The sequence below is a fragment of the Parabacteroides bouchesdurhonensis genome (assembly GCF_900186615.1).
Classification (GTDB): Bacteria; Bacteroidota; Bacteroidia; order Bacteroidales; family Tannerellaceae; genus Parabacteroides; species Parabacteroides bouchesdurhonensis.
Genome location: NZ_LT896588.1, coordinates 2,261,765 through 2,278,643, shown reverse-complemented (window position 1 = coordinate 2,278,643; position 16,879 = coordinate 2,261,765). Strand labels below are relative to the sequence as shown.

The window sequence follows — 16,879 nt, the reverse complement described above, 5'->3', positions numbered from 1 at the left end:
TTACTTGCATAAAAAAGGAAATTTTTCTTCCATTCGCCGATGCACTTCAGCCGAAGTGCAGACGTGACCTTCTGCTATGTCTTGGAGTGACTTGTCAATGTGGGCATTCAGTTCCTCTTTCGTAAACTGCAAAGCCGGGATTCCACCAGGCATCAGGTCTTCCTCTTCCCGGGATGCAACATAAGAAACTACAGGCTCGGAGACGCATTGCGGCTTGCCGGCTTCGGCTTCATCGTATTTGTAAGGCTTTGTTGTCATATCAGAACGCCTTTCCTGTTTATTCATTTACTATCGAACACAAAGATAGTGATAAAAACCGATAGATAGAGCGGATTGGAGCAAGAAGGTTGTAAACAAGGGGGTTAGAGAGTAACGGACTGCGCTGTCGCAGCCAAACCGAAGCCATCGAAAAGCCAACTGAAACCAGAGTTACGTTACTATCCCGTTACTCTGTTCCGAAAGGCAAAGACGGTTTTGGGAAGGTTTCAAAGCGCTGAAATACAAGCTCTATTCGCCTTGTTCCAACTGCAAATATAGCCGGATTTCCAAAATTCGGGCAGAGGGAGGCGGAAAAAGTTCTATTTCGGGTGCGATTGCGTTGATATGCTGCGATTTACGTATCGAAGAACAGCTCTACAAGAAATAATTTTGTAACCCAAAAATTGTAGAGTTATGAGATCGACATTCAAAGTTTTATTTTACCTCAAACGCAATGCCCCGAAAAAGAATGGGCTTATTCCGGTCATGTGCCGCATCACGGTAAACGGCAAAATCGCTCAATTCAGTTGCAAATTGGACGTAGAGGAGAAATCGTGGAACGTAAAGTCAGGCCGCGTTTCCGGTCGCAGCATCGTGGCGCAGGAGGCCAACCGGATGTTGGATAAGATTCGTGTAGGTATCGATCGTGCCTATCAGCAGATCAGCGACCGCGACAACTATGTAACCGCCGAGAAGGTTCGCAATGCCTATTTAGGTTTGGGTATGAACCACGAAACGTTGCTGGCGGTATTCCGTCAGCATAACGAGGATTACGAGAAGCAGGTGGGCAAACTCAAAAGCCTGCGTAGCTATTGGAAATACTGCGTCGTTTACAAACACCTCTCGGAGTTTATCGAAAAGCGTTACAAGGTCAGCGACATTGCGCTTAAAGAGCTTACTCCGGCATTCATCACGGACTTCGAGTTGTTCCTGCGGGTAGAAAAGAACCACTGCAACAACACGGTCTGGTCTTATATGATGCCATTCCGAAAGATTATCTTCATGGCCGTCAATAACGGCTTGTTGTCGCGCGACCCGTTCTTCGCGTACAGCATCACGAAGGAGGAGACCAAACGGGGCTTTCTGACCCAAGAGGAGATCAAGCTGCTGATCAACGGCACATTCAAAAAGAAAAGCTACGAACTGATCCGCGACCTGTTCATCTTCTGTACATTCACGGGGTTGAGCTGGACGGATATGGCGAACCTTACCAAAGCGAACCTGCGCACCTCGTTCGACGGGCATTTGTGGCTGAACACCAACCGACAGAAAACGGGTGTCGAAACCAATATCCGGTTGTTAGACGTTGCCAGACACATCATCGAGAAATACGACGGCATGGCCGAAGGGGACAAGCTGCTGCCCGTTCCGTGTTACGAAAACTGTAAAAGAGGCATCAAGGCAATAGCGAAGAAGTGCGGTATCGAAAAGAACGTCACGTGGCATCAAAGTCGCCACAGCTATGCGACGACCATCTGTCTCTCCAACGACGTACCTATCGAAACGCTCTCGAAGATGTTGGGCCACCGCAGTATCCGCACGACGCAAATCTATGCGAAGATTACAGCCGAGAAAGTGAGCCGCGACATGGAGAAACTCGCGCAGCGTATCGAGCAGATGGAGAGCTTTATATGTCAAGCGATTTAATGAACTTAAAAAACAGAATACGATGAAAAGAGAAATTATCACGATAGACGAGCAGGGCGGATTGAATATGCCGACCGATACTGCCTCTATATGGATGACGGCAATGGAGCTTGCCGAGCTGTTCGGGACGACCGCCGGAGCGGTACATACGGGTATCAAAGCCATCTTCAAAGAAAACGCCCTGAATGATTACGAAGTCTGCAAATGTATCCGTCTGGACAGCGGCAACAGTGCGGACGTGTATGACATGGAGATCGTCGTAGCCCTCGCGTTCCGGCTGAATACCTACCCCGCGGCGGTATTCAGGAGGTGGCTGGTAAAGGGAGCCACCGCCCCTCGACGCACGACACCCCCGATTGTCATTCAGTATAAGGACGGTCTTCTGAATTGAATCGGACACAAAAACGGGCAGGCATCAAAACCTGCCCGTTTTCGTTTTCAGGGAATTGCCTTGCGGTAATTCTCCGCGAGCATCTTCTCTATGTCCGTTTCACGGTACAGCACTTTCCCTCCGAACAGGATGAAGGGTATCCTCCGTGCTGAACGATATTCCTGCAAGGTACGGCGGCTGACTTTCAGCCGGGCGATCACCTCCTTGTCGGTCATGTATCGTTCTCCTCCGAGCGGCGGATGAAAATCGTCCATGAGCTTATCTACCTCTTTCGCGCATTTCTTCAAGGCGTACAACACCGACGCCATGCGTCCGTCTTCCGACGTGATTACGTTACTGTCATTCATCTTTTCTGTGGATTTAGTGGTTGGTAAAAATAAATATTAGCCGGAGCCAACCCTGAACTGCCCGGCTATGGGCATGAGCCTCTCTATCTCTTCCGGCTTATAATAGAATTTCCGGTTGATTTGCGTACAGCTGATTGTGCGATTATCCCGCAGGGATTGCAGCGTGCGAGGGCTTATGCGCAGCAGGCGGCACACCTCCTGCCCGTCGAGCCACTTCTGCATCTGCTTGTCATTGCAACGGCGACATAACGTCCCGACTTTCCCCGTCAGCGTCTCCACGCCGGAAAGGAGCGCTTCAAAGTTTTTCTTTTCGATAATTACTACTTCCATATACCATGTTTTGAGTTCAGGGCAAATGTAGCCAAACCTGCGCTCGCTGCCTCCGTTTTCGGTTTTGTGGCAGCTTGTGGCGTCCGTTTGGCACTGTTTGGCGTCGTGCCGGTCGCATATTGAAACTGCTCTTGCCGACAATAGCAGGTATGTTGCCCGTGTAGAGCCATAGATTTCGTCCAATAGCCCAACGTCGCAACCAACCAATGTCGGACGGTCTTTCGCAACCGACCGACGTGCGTAGGCCGTTCGGATTGTCCGGCTGTTTGTCGGTCTGTTCCGGCCGACCTTCGGCTGTCCAGCCCGATGGTCGTACATTGGTTTCTACGGTAAGAAAATATCGGTTGTATAGCTTCTGCCTGAAATGACAGAGGTGTTGTCGGAATGGCGACGTTTGGTGTTTTTGCTTCTTGAATAGTCGTCTCGGAAACTTCTGTTTTGCATCCAAGTGACAGGACGCATCGCTCGGCTTTATGGTGCGGTTGAAATCGGTTCTCCCGCAATCCGCCCGAAGGTGAATTTTTATGTTCGTCGGAACATAGCAAGGTGTGTATCGAGAAACAAGAAATGTGATTGTAATCTATTGGATAATAGATTTTTAAAGAAGAAGAGTATAACAATGGGTAACGATATAGAAACGAGCGAACTTCTTTAGTCTGCTGTGTTTTTCCATTGTTTCAAATAACTCTTTTCGCAAAGTTAGTGTTTTATTTGAAATTATTTCTATATTTGCAAACAATACTATACGGTATGGTTTTATAAAGTTGAAAGATATGAAAAAAATAGAGCGAGAAGACTGGTTTACAACGGGTTTAGAAATTCTTAAAAATGATGGGTTCTTAAAGATTACTATAGATAATCTTTGCGATGTGCTGAAAGTAACAAAAGGCTCATTCTACCACCATTTCAAAAATGCCGATGGTTATATTGACGCATTAATGAAATATTGGGTAGATAAAAATACAAAGTCATTGATACTACAAGTTGACAAAGTAAAAGCACCATATGAAAAAATAGAAAAGCTCAACAAATTAGTACTTCAACGTTCCCATAAAACCGAACAAGTTATACGAGGATGGAGTTTTTCCAATGAGGTCGTAAGAAAGTATGTTACAGAAGTTGATGAGATGCGGATTGAATATACAGCAAATTTAAAAATTCTATGTGGGGAACAAGCAAATATAGCAAGGCAGTTAGCTATATTAGAATATGGATGTCTGATAGGTATCCAACAACTATATCCTGATATGCCAGAGAAAAAACAATTAGAGTTATACGAACTCTTTTCTAAAGGAATAGTAAAATGATAGAATATATAAAACTTTGGAAATACAGTGGAATGCTTTTGTCTGCAACAGGTATAATCCATATTATTGTTGCGATAATACGAGAATGGAACATTTATAAAGAATTATTCTTTGATGGATTGATAAATTCAATAAGTAATAATACCCAAAAAGCTCTTTCTTTTTGGTTTTTTATAATTGGAGTGATTCTTATTATGTTTGGGCAATCTTTACACTATTATATAAAGAAAGAGAAATTGCCAGCACCATTATTCTTAGGGTATGCGTTATTAATTTTCTCTATTTTAGGATGTTTTATTGTACCTATATCTGGCTTCTGGCTTTTTATTCCACAAGCATTAATAATCATATTTGCAAAAAGGAAACATACTAAATTGGCGTAAATAGACATAATAATTTTTTTCAATAAATAATACCATTTAGTATGGTATGTAAAAAACAAAAATATGAAAACAAAAAAGATTTCAATTCCTCAAAACAGCTTAGTATATAACTATCTTCCTTCCGATTATTCGGATTCTTTTGAATGTAATTTCATTTCTTCAAAAGATATAAGACCGGATGATGTGCAAATTGCTTTTTGGACTACTAAACCAATATGGATAGATTGGCTTCTACACTTGAGAACAATACTTGTCAAACCCTTCGGAATAAAATCCGATATAAATGATTATGCCGATAATCTTAGAGAGTGCCTTATAAATGGTATCTCATATAAATATATATCAGCTACTTCAAAGTCGAACGATGAGACAGTTACATGTAATGTAGATAAGCATTTAACATTCTATCTTTCAATCATTGTCCGAAAAGGAGAAGGAAATAAAAAATCAGTTATAGCCACGACTTTAGTAAACTTTCATAATCTATTAGGGCGTTGCTACTTTTTTGTTATATATCCATTTCACAATATTTTAGTTAGAGTTATGTTAAAATATTTAGTGAAAAAGATTAGATAAAAAAATAAAATGATTAGGCTTAATGCCTTATTACATCATTCAGCATAAAATAGGACTTACGTCTAACTATCAATATTCACATTTTAAATTTATGCTTATGAATGATTTATTACAGACGAGGATATTCGAACTATTGTTTGAAACCTCACAAGAAGTAACTAACGAAGAAATGCAAGTAGCCTATGGCGAATTTCTTGAACAGATCAAAAATATAAGCGATGGTATAGATTATTCTGTTATCTATCGTACATTGAATGCTACCCGTATTGAGATAGCTTCACTTAAAACAACACCTCTTTACGGGCAGGGGGGAAAATGCGCTTAAAAAGCGGTTTCTACAAAAGACATTGGCTATTATCAATTCAGAACTGGAATTGCTGAATCTGAAAATCCAATATCTAACCTCATTTCAAAGTCGAAAAAATAACTTTCCACCCTCACCGCTTTATCTCACCGATGAAACCCATCTTGTGGAGATTATGGAGATAGTCAGTGGATTGTTCCTATCTAAAAGAGTGGTAACGCACAACGGAACAGAATCACCACTAACGGAAATCGGTAGAACCTTTGAATGGCTGTTCAATATCAAGTTGGGGGACATCCACAAAAAGCACGATAATGTAATTTGCCGTAAAGCTAATAAGCGCACCGAGTTTTTGGACATACTTCGTAAAGCTATTACCGAAGAAAGTAAGAAGAAAGGCTATCTATAAATCAGATACTTACCAAGAATTATTAGGGGTGTAGTATATCTACTCCCCTAACTTATTTGCGCTCGTTTGCCGAATTTTGCTTCATCAATCGATTGAAAATAATAATGTTGAACTAAAAAATGAAGCAAAATGTATATAGACAACGAAAACTTCGACAAGTGGATGGAACGGTTATCAAAAAAGCTCTCCGAAATCGGGCAAGACCTAAAATCCCTTATCAATACTGACAATGTACTGGACGAAAATGATAAGATACTCGACAATCAGGATTTGGCTTTCCTGCTAAAAGTATCTTTCCGAACCCTGCAACGGTATCGGGCAAGTGGCAAACTTCCTTATTTTACGATAAGCCACAAGACCTATTATCGTGCAGCCGACATCCGGGCTTTTATTCAAGAAAATGCTGATTGTAAAACCTACGAACGGTTCAAAAGAGAAAATCAACTCGACAAGCAAATCACTGCAAAACAAGGTGGGTAATGTTACCACCTGATGCAGTGCTAACAATCCCCATTTAGCAGAAACCGCCTCGCCCTATGGATCGGTTCGTTTCGCTAAATGAAGCAAGAGGGAACTGGACTTTGTCCTGTTCTCCCTCTTGCCCTGCGGGGCAAAGCCTTCGGCTTTAATAGGTTACATTCGTAACCGTTTATAACAGTGATTATAACCTGAGAATGTATTTCGCTTATAATCAACTGAATGAACCTCATTTTCCTTATAAAAAAGTTATAATCATGGATAAGACCAGTAATATATCCACCCTTACCACCATCGGGATAGACCGACAGACGGGTAAGTTGATAGATAAGCTCTGCAAACGCTATTCGCTGAAAAAAGGGGAAATAGTCAGGTTGGCATTTGTCTATATTGATAAAGCGTGTATCAACCCATCGGAAGCACCGGAATCCGTAAAATCGGAACTGGCGAAAATAAACAAACGTCAGGATGATATTATCCGCTTCATCCGGCACTACGAGGAAGAACAACTAAATCCTATGATACGAACCGTTAATTCTGTCGCAATTCGGTTTGATACCATCGGTAAAACATTAGAAACACTTATTCTTTCCCAATTGGAATCCACTCAGGGGAAACAAACAGCCGTATTGCAAAAAGTAAGTGAGCAGTTCGGCAAACATGCCGATGTAATTAACCAGCAGGGGAAACAACTCACCGCCCTGTATCAGATACATCAACGGGATTATAAAAAAATGTTCCAACTGATACAACTCTATTCGGAGTTATCAACTTGTGGCGTAATGGACGGCAAACGGAAAGAGAACCTAAAAGCGGAAATCGTCAATTTGATAAATACATAGAACCATGCACATAGATTTTGCACCACCATCGGGAGGAACATATAACAATGTAGGAAGTAGCCGCCAATTAGCTTCATACATGGAGCATGAAGATTTGGAACGGATGGAAAAGGGTATCTATATCGATGGCTTTTTCAACCTGACGGATGATAATATCTACAAATCAAAGGTCATAAAAGATATAGATACCAATATCGGGCAACTCTTGAAAACGGATGCTAAGTTTTACGCTATCCATGTCAGCCCATCGGAAAGCGAGCTTCGGGCAATGGGGAACACCGAACAGGAGAAAGCCGAAGCCATGAAACGGTATGTTCGGGAAGTGTTTATTCCTGAATATGCCAAGAACTTCAACAAAGGACTATCGGAAGCGGATATAAAGTTTTACGGCAAAATTCATTTTGACCGTAGCCGTTCCGACAATGAACTGAATATGCACTGCCATTTGATTGTGAGCCGGAAAGACCAAACAAACAAAAAGAAGCTATCACCGCTTACCAACCACAAGAACACCAAAAACGGAGTAATAAAAGGTGGTTTTGACCGTGTGAACCTGTTCCAACAAGCGGAACAAGGCTTTGATAAACTATTCAGTTACAATCGCCAATTATCCGAATCCTTTGAGTATTCCAACACGATGAAGAACGGAAGCATTGACGATAAACTGAGAATGCAGGAGCGGGAGTTGAAAGAGCCAAAACAATATTTTACTGGCGAAAATAAAAAAGATGTATTCCAATCCAGTGAAAAAGAAAACAATATTTCTTGCAAGCTTGATAGCAAGGCAGATGAAAAACATTCTTACGACCAGCAAAATAACGGTAGTGGCGATTCTCTATTATCTATCTTCTCATTGGGAGATGGCAATAATAACAATGCTGCACCAGTAGAAGAATTACAGGCACAAAAACGCAAGAAGAAAAAGAAGAAAGGGATTAGACGATGACTGAATATGAAGAACTAAGAGCCGATATAGACCGCTATTTGATGGAACGTTTTAAGTATTGAAAATCGCTTGTATGGCTGACAGTGGATAATATAATAGTCACCCGAAGAAATAGCCGGGTAGATTTATATTTGCGTATTAGAAAGGTTGAAAGCCGTTTTCCACCTGATTGCCTGATTATCGCCCGATTGAGTTTTAGTAAAGAACGGATAGGGCATGGAACACACTTTATCCGATTTCTGACAAGAATAGCCCGAAAGTACGATTTTAACCATATCGGCATTGAGTGTGCCAACATCAAAAGCAGTACTTTTGCCAAGAAATTAGGCTTTTACTGCATAGATGGTGAGAATTACGCAATAGCAGTAATCAATCTAATATCCTATTTTTCAATGGAATAATCTTGATTAATCCTTTCTTTCTCTGAACACAAAGGTATATTCCAAGAATAAAACGGCAACACCAAGCCCTGCGGGTTTTGATAAATTTCTTCCTTTTTGCTCCACAAAAAGAGTAAATTTATCAAAAGAGTTGCCTTATTTATTCTCTCCATATAGGAGATGTTTATCAGAGAAAAAAAGGAAAAATATATGTATGGTTGAGTGTTTACGCAGAACACACTCACTTCCATTCATTCTACCCCATTTTTTGAAACCAACTAAAAATTGCTTTCCTTTGCTTTAAAAAGCATTGAAATCTATATCTTTACTGCAAAAAGAAAAATATATGAATAGTTTATTTGATTCATTTGAAAGAACATGTCTCGAATTTGCAAAACACAATGATAATACTTACGAGTATTATAATAACAGCGCACGAACTGATATGTCAAAAGTGAGAGATACTTTAGAGAGATGGTTCTATAATTATCCTGAAGAAGAAAAGAAAGAGCTAAAGAGCCGATTTAAAAAAGATTTTGACTCTTCATTTTATGAATTGTTCTTACATGAACTGTTTTGCAAATTGGGGTATGATATTACTATTCATCCCGATTTACCATCTTCACCGAAAAAACCTGATTTTCTAATATCTAAAGATAATTTGGAATTATATATTGAAGCTAAGGTTGTTAAGGGTAAAACAATGGAACAGGAGGCTTTTGAACGAAAAAGAAATGAACTCTATGATAATCTGAATAAGTTAAACACAAAAGATTTCTTTTTAAATATTGAAGATGTTTGTTTTCTGACCCAGAAACAACCAAGTACAAAAGAGATGATAAAATGTATAGAGGAAGAATTAAAAAAAATAGACCCCGACATATTGAGAGAAGAATTAAAGAAAAATGGCATTGAAAATCTACCGAAGATAGAATGTAAGAATAGAGATGTTCATATCATAGTAAGCCCTATTCCAGTAAGTCCTTCAACAAGAGAGGAAAAAATACGTCCAATAGGTATATATCCAGCAGAAGCCTTTTGGGGAGGAGGTGAAGAATCTCTCAAAGAATCGATTGAAAAAAAAGCTAAAAGGTACGGAAAATTGGATAAACCATTTATTGTATGCTTAAATTCGTTAGACATTAGAACATCGGGAAAAATAGACGTTGATAATGCTATTTGGGGGACAGTAGCATTTTCATGGTCGACAAATCCGGAAAGTAAAGATGAAAAATGGATACGACAATTAAATGGCGTATTTTGTGATAAGAAAGGTGTGCGACTTAAAAATCTTACAGGTGTTTTCGTTTCTAAAGTATGCCCTCATAATATTCCTGTTGCCAATTATTGGCTATATGAACATCCTTTTTCCGAGAACAAAATGGATTTCGATAAAATAGGATTAAAATTCAACTATATAAGCAAGGGAAAAATAATTGACAACACAGGCGATAATATAGGTGACATACTTAAAATCCCTAAAGATTGGCTTACATAAGTGATTATCGGGAAAGCATTAACTTTCCCGATAATCATTGATAAATTGTTCTCATAGGTTTCCATTTTAAGGAATTTTCTGTTTCGTCTACACTGTTTTTAAATTTTATTATCAGTTTCGGATAGTACATACTTTCCTTGAATCTGTTTCGCTAAATTTGTCATATCCTCATTGATTTTGGTACGGGTTATGTCCGCATAGATTTGAGTAGTGGAAATGCTTCGATGTCCCAATGTCTGGCTAATCGTTTCTATTGGAACACCCATTGAAAGACAAAGGGTTGCATAGCTATGCCTTGCCATATGATAGGTCAAACGTTTATCAATATTGGCTGCTTTGGCTATCTTTTTCAATTGAATATCAGCATTTTCTATTGTACATAACCTAAAAACCTTTCCATTAAGCCCGGCAAAAGCTGTATTCCGGTATTTCTCAATAAGCCGTAACGGAATATCAAGCAGGGGAATGTAAGAAGTTGTTCCGGTCTTTTGCCGATTTAAGACAATCCACTGTTTGCCATCTTCTTGCCGTACAATATTATCATGCCGTAAGTTCTTCAAGTCCACATAGGCAAGCCCTGTGAATGTCGAAAATAAAAACATATCACGGATAAAATTAGCACTTTCGTGTTTCATGTCTACTTGCATCAACCGTTCTATCTCATCCATTGATAGCCATTTCCGTGTAATGGTTATCCGCTGGGGACGATAGCCAAAGAACGGGTCTTGATACATCAAACCTTTGTTTAAGGCTCTCATTACAACCCGTCGTAATGGTTTTATTGTATTGTTGGTTGTGCTTGCGCTTAATTGCAAATTGACTTTCAGATAGTAAACATACGATTCTATAAAATCAAAATCAACTTGGGTAAACGGAATGTCTGTTATCCCGTATTTGTACCCTAAAAACTCTTTCAAATGCTGATAAGCACGATAAAAATGTGTATAGGTGGTTTTTACTATCAAGATACCGACAGACTGCCGTTTTTCTTCAACTAAGGCTGCAAACTCCTGTATTAAGGTGTTTTGTTTAATGCCAATTCCTTTGATAGCGTTTTTAAGTATTTCAGCAGTAATGTAGCTTTTATTCTCCAGTAAGATTTTATAGTGGCGGACAAGTTCAGCCCGATAGCTTTCTATCTGCTTGTTGATAGTTGTTTCTTCCTTTGATTTGCCTATGGCTATTCCCTGTTTGGCATCCCATTTTTCAGGGGATAACTCTAAGCCCGTGCTGAAAGCCGAACTTTTACCGTCCACACTGATACGCCCCATGACAGGGCAATTACCTGATTTTTTCTTTTTGCTGGTATTTAAGTAAAAGAGTATAGCGAAAGTGCTTCTATTGTTTTGCATAATATCTACATTTTGGATTGTTAAAAGTTGAATTTAGTGGCAAGACGTGCAGATAGCTGCTGCATATCGTTGCCTATCTTCTCATTGTTAAGACGTGCGTAGCGTTGGGTTGTTTCAATATGCTTGTGCCCTAACATCCGGCTTACACTCTCAATCGGAACGCCTTGTGAAAGGCAAATTTGGGAAGCAAACGTGTACCTTGCCATGTGGTAGGATAACGCCCTGTTGATACCGCAGTTCCTTGCAATTCGTTTTAAGCCAACATTCACCTGTCCCAAACTCATGTGCGGAAATACTTTTCCATCGGGAGCCAGCCCCTTGTAATACTCCATGATTCGGATAGGGATATTCAATAGTTTTACATTAAACTCCGTATGTGATTTTTGCCTGTTGGCTGAAATCCACAAACTACCGTCATCTTCGGTGATAATATCTTTCCAAGAGAGTTTATGCACGTCTGCATAAGCCAAGCCGGTAAAGGTCGAGAACAAGAACATATCACGGATAAACCGTTGTGTGCCTGATTTAAGGGGAGTTTTCATTAACAAGTCCAGTTCGTCATTGGTGAGCGACTTGTTTTTAAGTTCCGTCTTTTCCAATTCAAAACCGTCAAAAGGCGGACGGGTGATAATTCTTCGATGCAATGCCAAATGTATTACTTTATTTAGCAAGACAATCCGAGCCTTAACGGTTCTCGGCTTCATCCTACGTTTTACACGGAAAAAGAAATTCAATGCTTCGATGAAAGGCAAATCTAACTCGGCAAGGGGAATATCCTCTACGTGGTATTCTTCCCGAAGAAATTGTTTGAGCTGTTTGTAAAGGACTTCATACTGCTTGTAGGTGGATTGTGCCCTGTCGATGCCTATTCTCCCTTTGAAATCTTCCATCATTTCAGCGAACAGGACAAGCAGTGTTTTTTGTGTTGTGGCAATTCCTTGAAAGGCGTTCTTCACTTCGATAGCGGTTACTTTTCCGGTTCGCTTTAAAATGTCCTTGTAGTGCGTGTGTATGGAGAGATTAATTTTATTAATCTCTCTGTTGAGTTCAACAGCAGCACGGCTTTTGCCGATTGCCCGACCTGATTTTACACTCCAAAGCCGTTCTTCAATTTTCAGCTTTAAGCCGAATTGTGCGATGGTGTTGCCGATGCTGATTTTTCCGATAATCGGAAAAACGGCATCGGGATTTGTTTCTGTCCTCTCCGTGTTGCCCTCTCGTTTGAGGTAAAAAGATACCTTTAGTTCGTTGTTCATAACGCTCACATTTTAAGTTCGTAAAATTACTTTCTTTGTGAGTTATCCGAACAATGTAAACCACAGACAAACAGTGCTATAACCAGACGTTTAACGTCATCAGTTTGCCGTATTTTTCGCCTCTCGGAACGGGTAACGGTTTAGAAACGGAAAGTTTGCTTTAATCCGCTTTTCCTTGCATTTTCGCTACTCGGCATCCAAAGCCACTAAAAGACATACATTTCTATCTATCAATTAATTACCCTAATTTTCTCCCTTTCTCCTTTTACACTCCTTGTTTTTTGGGTAACTCGATACCTTTTGAGTTACTCTCAAAAGCCTTGCCCTGACGGGGGACAATCGACCCTCCATAGTCGGGCGATTCATAATTATAATTCCATCGTAGAAATTGGTATAAGAACCGATATTTTGCGTTGAAATTAAGACTTCGGCATCCGCTACTTTTGCAACAGAGAAAGTTGCAGCGATACTCTCTACAATAAATTAAGGTATAAACGATTAAAAAAGTAACGGATATGAAAATTTTAACGACTATGATGATGGCGATGTGCATGACACTTTCGCTGTCGGCTTGTGAATCGAACACTTCTGAAAACGATCCGGCCATTCCGGAAACTCCCCAAAATCCCGGCGGGGGCGATGACAATAGTTCCACCAACAGAACAGCCATCACATTGACCGTAGGCGAAACGGTACTCGAAGGATATTTGAACGAAAACCGCACAGCCCGCGACCTGCTTTCCCGCCTCCCCGTAACTATAACACTCAATCGCGGAGCGCACGACTATTGCGGCGGCATATCCCCCGCGTTGGCATATGATGAAACCGATGTGCAATATGGCTGGCACGACGGCGATCTGGCATTTTGGACGGCCGGTGATGATTTCGTGATATTTCACAGTGACGAAGCGAACTCTTCATCGACCGGCAATCTGGTAATTATCGGAGCTATTACGAGTAATATAGAAACGGTGCGTTCATTGGGGCAGAATATCCGTGTAACGATAGCTTTAGCGGAAAACGAAGATGATAATGAAAATTCAGACAATGACAACGATATGGTAACGAAAATGAAAATTACGGTAAACGGTCGGACTCTGACCGCAACTTTGGAAGATAACGCAACAACACGGGCATTCGTGGAAAAAATGCCAGTTACGTTGCCGATGATGGATTTGTACGGGCGGGAGATGTGTTATCGTTTCCCGGAAGCCCTGCCGACGGACAATGCCCGTTCACGGGGATATGAGGTGGGTGAAATCGTCTATTATCCGCCCATGCACAGTTTTGTAATCATGTATAAACAGAACGGAGAACATTTTCAGATGCAATCCATCGGACGGGTGGATTCGGGTGTCGAAATCTTCGACGGCATCGGTAATGTGGATGTTCGGTTTGAAAAAGCGGAATAGTATGAAACGGACTATTTTTATATCGATATTCTTTGCGGCATTCGTACTGCCGTTTTCCGTGGCCTGCGGTGGGGATGAAACGGAACCGCAGCAGCAGGAACAGCCCGACACTCCCGAATCTCCGGACGAACCCGATACGCCTTCCAGCGGCAACGGCAAGGTACTGGTCGCCTATTTCTCACGGGCAAATCATGTGCCTGACGGTACGGATGCCGTATCGGGAGCTACGAACAAAACACGTAACACGCAGACCGTAGCTATGGAACTGTCCCGATTGACTGGCGGCGACCTGTTCGAGATCATACCCGCACGCGACTACCCCGTATCGCACACGGAGTGTTCCGAAATCGCCTTACAGGAATACGAGGCCGATGCGCGTCCTGCACTGACTACCCATGTGGACAATATGGAAGATTACGATATTATTTATATCGGCTTCCCGATATGGCGCTATTGCGAGCCGATGGCAATCCGCACGTTCCTCGAAGAGTACGATTTTACAGGCAAGACCATCCGCCCGTTCTGTACCAGTATGGCGGTCGGTATCGAAGATGCACAAGCGAATATCGCACGTCTTTGTCCCGAATCTTCGGTAGCCGACGGATTGAGAATATCCTATAACATTCCGAATAATTTGGAGGAACTGCTCTCGGAGTGGATCGGTATCGAATAAACAAACGATAAAAAGATATGAAACTTAAAACTCGAATTTTAGTACTTGCGGTGTCTGTCCTATTTACCATAGGCGGAATCGCACAAACGAATGCACAGGAAATGGAAACATTGAGCAAGAAACAGCAGGCGATTGTTCCTATCGCCGCACTGACGGCCAAAGGAGATACGGAACATCTGCGGGAAGCTCTTGCAGAGGGGTTGGATGCCGGGCTGACAATCAGTGAGATTAAAGAAATTCTAACCCATCTTTACGCCTATACGGGCTTCCCTCGCAGTCTGAACGCCCTCACAACCTTCAAGAGTGTTCTTGATAAGCGGAGTGAGAAAGGAATCACGGATACGGAAGGGGTGGAAGCGACGCCGATGCCGAGCGACAAGAGCGCGTTGGAATTAGGAACAGAGGTACAGACCCGTCTGTCGGGACATCCGGTCGAGGGCGGTATCATGTCATTTGCCCCCGCTATCGACTACTGCCTGAAAGCCCATTTGTTCGGAGACCTTTTCGGGAGGGACAATTTAGACGAGGCAAGCCGTGAAATCGCCACGCTCTCCGCCTTATCGGCACTCGACGGGACGGCAGGGCAGATCAAATCGCATCTGCGTTACGCGGCCAATGCCGGACTGACCAATGGGCAGGTATGGCAAATCGTCCATACGTTGAAGAATAAAGTAGGCACACGTGAAGCATGGCGGGCGGATCAGGTATTGAGTGCCGCTTTCGAGCGGAAATACCCGATGCCGGAACCTATCGACGACATATTCCCCCGTGGTCGTATCTCGACGGCGAATTACTTTACGGGTGAGGTATTCAACCAACGGCTCGTTTCAGCCGACAGCAATATCCCCTGTCAAGCATCCAATGTAACGTTCAAGGCCGGGGCAAGAACCCGTTGGCACGTGCATACCGGCACGCAGATTCTGCTCTGCACGGCAGGCAGGGGCTGGTATCAAGAGAAAGGACAGTCCGCGCAGGCTTTGTCGGCCGGAGATGTCGTGAACATTCGTCCGGGCGTGGTGCACTGGCACGGAGCGGCGATAGACTGCGAGTTCAGCCACGTGTCGGTCATCCCCAATCCCGACAAAAACAAGGATACATGGCTGGAAGCGGTAAGCGAGGAGGATTATATAGAAGTAAATAACAAGTAAAAAACGATATGGAAAAGAGAGTGATATTCAGGAATTGGAACTGGAACATGGCGGGATGCCTGTACCTGCCGGATAATTTTGACGAGACAAAACGGTATGCCGCACTTGCCGTATGCCACCCCGGAGGAGGCGTAAAAGAGCAGACCTCGAAACTCTATGCCGAAAGCATGGCAAAAGCGGGATTTATCGTCCTGACGTTCGATGCCTCCCACCAAGGCGAAAGCGAAGGCGAACCCCGTTTGTGGGACAATCCTTATGAACGGAGCGAGGATGTGAAATGCGCCGTGGACTACCTGACTACCTTGCCTTATGTGGATCGGGCACGTATCGGTGCTATCGGCTCCTGCGCAGGAGCGGGCTATGCCATCTTCGCCACGCTGACCGACCGGCGCATCAAAGCCGTTTGCGGAATCTGCTGTACCAATCCGGGAGCTACGACCCGGCAGGGATGGGATGGAAAGCGGAGTATCGAGGATATGAAGCGCCGTCTCGATGAAATCGCCGAGCAACGCACGGCAGAAGTGAACGGAGCGGAGGTGCGTTATACCCATTATGTGCCGGAAGCCGATGAAATAGACGGGAACACTTACCCCGATATGATCGAAGCAAGCGATTACTACCGGAATCCGGCCCGTGCCCTGCATCCCAATTCATCCAACAAGTTCCGGTTTGTAGGCATGGCCAATCGAATCACGTTCGACGCCTACGAATTTATCCCCGAACTGCTCGACCGCCCGTTGTTGGTCGTGGCGGGAAGCAAAGCCGGATCGCTGTGGCAAAGCGAGCGGGCTGTCGAACTGTCGAACGGGCCGAAAGAGTTATACGTAATCGAGGGAGCCGGACACTTCGACCTCTACGATAATCCGAAGTATATCGACATGGCTGTCAAAAAAATGACGGAATTTTTTAACGAATCGCTGAACAAGTGAAAGACAAAAATAAT

23 protein-coding genes are annotated in these 16,879 nt (G+C 42.7%); 16 read left to right on the top strand and 7 right to left on the bottom strand.

From position 1 onward, the window contains the following. Positions 1–258, bottom strand: coding sequence for a hypothetical protein (locus tag C1721_RS09885; protein WP_159063572.1), 258 nt, complete (start codon positions 256–258; stop codon positions 1–3). A 414-nt stretch (positions 259–672) separates the two neighbouring features. Between C1721_RS09885 and C1721_RS09880 the strand changes: the two genes are divergently transcribed. Both C1721_RS09880 and C1721_RS09875 read left to right on the top strand, forming a co-directional pair. Further along, positions 673–1,905 (top strand): site-specific integrase, encoded by a 1,233-nt coding sequence (locus C1721_RS09880; protein WP_102408184.1) that lies wholly within the window; start codon positions 673–675, stop codon positions 1,903–1,905. 22 nt (positions 1,906–1,927) lie between these two features. Beyond that, positions 1,928–2,296, top strand: a complete 369-nt coding sequence (locus tag C1721_RS09875) for a virulence RhuM family protein (protein WP_102408183.1) — start codon at positions 1,928–1,930, stop codon at positions 2,294–2,296. 47 nt (positions 2,297–2,343) lie between these two features. Here the strand turns inward: C1721_RS09875 and C1721_RS09870 are convergent, their stop codons facing one another. From C1721_RS09870 to C1721_RS16110, 3 genes are read right to left on the bottom strand one after another with little or no spacing between them, the layout of a single operon-like run. Then, the gene (locus C1721_RS09870) at positions 2,344–2,643 is read right to left on the bottom strand and encodes a helix-turn-helix domain-containing protein (RefSeq protein WP_102408182.1); all 300 of its coding nucleotides are present in this window, start codon (positions 2,641–2,643) and stop codon (positions 2,344–2,346) included. A gap of 36 nt (positions 2,644–2,679) precedes the next feature. Next, positions 2,680–2,973 carry a helix-turn-helix domain-containing protein gene (locus C1721_RS09865; RefSeq protein WP_102409397.1) on the bottom strand — a complete coding sequence of 98 codons (294 nt, stop codon included), beginning with the start codon at positions 2,971–2,973 and terminating at the stop codon, positions 2,680–2,682. Further along, complete coding sequence (locus C1721_RS16110; RefSeq protein ID WP_234347403.1) at positions 2,964–3,518, bottom strand: hypothetical protein; 555 nt, start codon at positions 3,516–3,518, stop codon at positions 2,964–2,966. Before C1721_RS16110 ends, C1721_RS09865 begins: the two co-directional genes overlap by 10 nt. Positions 3,519–3,746: 228 nt before the next feature. Here C1721_RS16110 and C1721_RS09860 point away from each other — a divergent pair, with 228 nt between their 5' ends. The 9 genes from C1721_RS09860 (at position 3,747) to C1721_RS16310 (ending at position 8,618) form a co-directional block, all read left to right on the top strand. Continuing rightward, entirely contained in the window at positions 3,747–4,280 is a 534-nt protein-coding gene (locus C1721_RS09860; protein ID WP_102409395.1) for a TetR/AcrR family transcriptional regulator, read from the top strand. 8 nt (positions 4,281–4,288) lie between these two features. Next, positions 4,289–4,663, top strand: coding sequence for a DUF6463 family protein (locus C1721_RS09855; RefSeq protein ID WP_102409394.1), 375 nt, complete (start codon positions 4,289–4,291; stop codon positions 4,661–4,663). A gap of 63 nt (positions 4,664–4,726) precedes the next feature. Next, entirely contained in the window at positions 4,727–5,239 is a 513-nt protein-coding gene (locus C1721_RS09850; protein ID WP_102408181.1) for a DUF2867 domain-containing protein, read from the top strand. Positions 5,240–5,336: 97 nt separating this feature from the next. Then, entirely contained in the window at positions 5,337–5,564 is a 228-nt protein-coding gene (locus tag C1721_RS09845) for a hypothetical protein (RefSeq protein WP_199830405.1), read from the top strand. A gap of 22 nt (positions 5,565–5,586) precedes the next feature. Next, positions 5,587–5,952: an RteC domain-containing protein gene (locus C1721_RS09840; RefSeq protein WP_102408179.1), complete on the top strand. Its 366-nt coding sequence runs from the start codon at positions 5,587–5,589 to the stop codon at positions 5,950–5,952. 129 nt (positions 5,953–6,081) lie between these two features. Further along, positions 6,082–6,432, top strand: a complete 351-nt coding sequence (locus tag C1721_RS09835; protein ID WP_102408178.1) for a helix-turn-helix domain-containing protein — start codon at positions 6,082–6,084, stop codon at positions 6,430–6,432. Positions 6,433–6,686: 254 nt separating this feature from the next. After that, positions 6,687–7,271: a BfmA/BtgA family mobilization protein gene (locus C1721_RS09830; protein WP_102409392.1), complete on the top strand. Its 585-nt coding sequence runs from the start codon at positions 6,687–6,689 to the stop codon at positions 7,269–7,271. 4 nt (positions 7,272–7,275) lie between these two features. After that, positions 7,276–8,217, top strand: coding sequence for a DUF5712 family protein (locus C1721_RS09825; protein WP_102408177.1), 942 nt, complete (start codon positions 7,276–7,278; stop codon positions 8,215–8,217). Positions 8,218–8,294: 77 nt separating this feature from the next. After that, entirely contained in the window at positions 8,295–8,618 is a 324-nt protein-coding gene (locus C1721_RS16310; protein WP_234347620.1) for a GNAT family N-acetyltransferase, read from the top strand. Here C1721_RS16310 and C1721_RS16175 read toward each other — a convergent pair. Next, the gene (locus tag C1721_RS16175; RefSeq protein WP_199830404.1) at positions 8,600–8,770 is read right to left on the bottom strand and encodes a hypothetical protein; all 171 of its coding nucleotides are present in this window, start codon (positions 8,768–8,770) and stop codon (positions 8,600–8,602) included. The genes C1721_RS16310 and C1721_RS16175 overlap by 19 nt on opposite strands. A gap of 173 nt (positions 8,771–8,943) precedes the next feature. Between C1721_RS16175 and C1721_RS09815 the strand changes: the two genes are divergently transcribed. Then, a complete protein-coding gene (locus C1721_RS09815; protein ID WP_102409390.1) occupies positions 8,944–10,095 on the top strand; it encodes a hypothetical protein in 1,152 nt (383 codons plus the stop codon). 98 nt (positions 10,096–10,193) lie between these two features. Here C1721_RS09815 and C1721_RS09810 read toward each other — a convergent pair whose 3' ends face one another. Both C1721_RS09810 and C1721_RS09805 read right to left on the bottom strand, forming a co-directional pair. Continuing rightward, positions 10,194–11,447 carry a site-specific integrase gene (locus tag C1721_RS09810; protein ID WP_102408176.1) on the bottom strand — a complete coding sequence of 418 codons (1,254 nt, stop codon included), beginning with the start codon at positions 11,445–11,447 and terminating at the stop codon, positions 10,194–10,196. A 20-nt stretch (positions 11,448–11,467) separates the two neighbouring features. Beyond that, positions 11,468–12,703 carry a site-specific integrase gene (locus C1721_RS09805; protein WP_102408175.1) on the bottom strand — a complete coding sequence of 412 codons (1,236 nt, stop codon included), beginning with the start codon at positions 12,701–12,703 and terminating at the stop codon, positions 11,468–11,470. Positions 12,704–13,218: 515 nt separating this feature from the next. On the opposite strand from C1721_RS09805, the gene C1721_RS09800 reads away from it, so the two are divergent. Genes C1721_RS09800 through C1721_RS09785 form a run of 4 tightly spaced genes read left to right on the top strand, consistent with a single transcriptional unit; the run spans position 13,219 to position 16,865 of the window. Next, positions 13,219–14,115 carry a cyclophilin-like fold protein gene (locus C1721_RS09800; protein WP_102408174.1) on the top strand — a complete coding sequence of 299 codons (897 nt, stop codon included), beginning with the start codon at positions 13,219–13,221 and terminating at the stop codon, positions 14,113–14,115. Continuing rightward, positions 14,099–14,788 carry a flavodoxin gene (locus C1721_RS09795; RefSeq protein ID WP_159063569.1) on the top strand — a complete coding sequence of 230 codons (690 nt, stop codon included), beginning with the start codon at positions 14,099–14,101 and terminating at the stop codon, positions 14,786–14,788. Before C1721_RS09800 ends, C1721_RS09795 begins: the two co-directional genes overlap by 17 nt. 17 nt (positions 14,789–14,805) lie before the next feature. Continuing rightward, positions 14,806–15,936 (top strand): carboxymuconolactone decarboxylase family protein, encoded by a 1,131-nt coding sequence (locus C1721_RS09790; RefSeq protein ID WP_102408172.1) that lies wholly within the window; start codon positions 14,806–14,808, stop codon positions 15,934–15,936. Between the two features lie 8 nt (positions 15,937–15,944). Continuing rightward, positions 15,945–16,865: an alpha/beta hydrolase gene (locus tag C1721_RS09785; protein ID WP_102408171.1), complete on the top strand. Its 921-nt coding sequence runs from the start codon at positions 15,945–15,947 to the stop codon at positions 16,863–16,865. Positions 16,866–16,879: the final 14 nt, after the last annotated feature.

What these genes read in the sequence shown, in the direction of transcription:
- C1721_RS09885 (WP_159063572.1), bottom strand. Translation starts at nt 258, where the DNA reads ATGACAACAAAGCCTTACAAATACGATGAAGCCGAAGCCGGCAAGCCG.
- C1721_RS09880 (WP_102408184.1), top strand. Translation starts at nt 673, where the DNA reads ATGAGATCGACATTCAAAGTTTTATTTTACCTCAAACGCAATGCCCCG.
- C1721_RS09875 (WP_102408183.1), top strand. Translation starts at nt 1,928, where the DNA reads ATGAAAAGAGAAATTATCACGATAGACGAGCAGGGCGGATTGAATATG.
- C1721_RS09870 (WP_102408182.1), bottom strand. Translation starts at nt 2,643, where the DNA reads ATGAATGACAGTAACGTAATCACGTCGGAAGACGGACGCATGGCGTCG.
- C1721_RS09865 (WP_102409397.1), bottom strand. Translation starts at nt 2,973, where the DNA reads ATGGAAGTAGTAATTATCGAAAAGAAAAACTTTGAAGCGCTCCTTTCC.
- C1721_RS09860 (WP_102409395.1), top strand. Translation starts at nt 3,747, where the DNA reads ATGAAAAAAATAGAGCGAGAAGACTGGTTTACAACGGGTTTAGAAATT.
- C1721_RS09850 (WP_102408181.1), top strand. Translation starts at nt 4,727, where the DNA reads ATGAAAACAAAAAAGATTTCAATTCCTCAAAACAGCTTAGTATATAAC.
- C1721_RS09845 (WP_199830405.1), top strand. Translation starts at nt 5,337, where the DNA reads ATGAATGATTTATTACAGACGAGGATATTCGAACTATTGTTTGAAACC.
- C1721_RS09835 (WP_102408178.1), top strand. Translation starts at nt 6,082, where the DNA reads ATGTATATAGACAACGAAAACTTCGACAAGTGGATGGAACGGTTATCA.
- C1721_RS09830 (WP_102409392.1), top strand. Translation starts at nt 6,687, where the DNA reads ATGGATAAGACCAGTAATATATCCACCCTTACCACCATCGGGATAGAC.
- C1721_RS09825 (WP_102408177.1), top strand. Translation starts at nt 7,276, where the DNA reads ATGCACATAGATTTTGCACCACCATCGGGAGGAACATATAACAATGTA.
- C1721_RS16175 (WP_199830404.1), bottom strand. Translation starts at nt 8,770, where the DNA reads ATGGAGAGAATAAATAAGGCAACTCTTTTGATAAATTTACTCTTTTTG.
- C1721_RS09815 (WP_102409390.1), top strand. Translation starts at nt 8,944, where the DNA reads ATGAATAGTTTATTTGATTCATTTGAAAGAACATGTCTCGAATTTGCA.
- C1721_RS09810 (WP_102408176.1), bottom strand. Translation starts at nt 11,447, where the DNA reads ATGCAAAACAATAGAAGCACTTTCGCTATACTCTTTTACTTAAATACC.
- C1721_RS09805 (WP_102408175.1), bottom strand. Translation starts at nt 12,703, where the DNA reads ATGAACAACGAACTAAAGGTATCTTTTTACCTCAAACGAGAGGGCAAC.
- C1721_RS09800 (WP_102408174.1), top strand. Translation starts at nt 13,219, where the DNA reads ATGAAAATTTTAACGACTATGATGATGGCGATGTGCATGACACTTTCG.
- C1721_RS09790 (WP_102408172.1), top strand. Translation starts at nt 14,806, where the DNA reads ATGAAACTTAAAACTCGAATTTTAGTACTTGCGGTGTCTGTCCTATTT.
- C1721_RS09785 (WP_102408171.1), top strand. Translation starts at nt 15,945, where the DNA reads ATGGAAAAGAGAGTGATATTCAGGAATTGGAACTGGAACATGGCGGGA.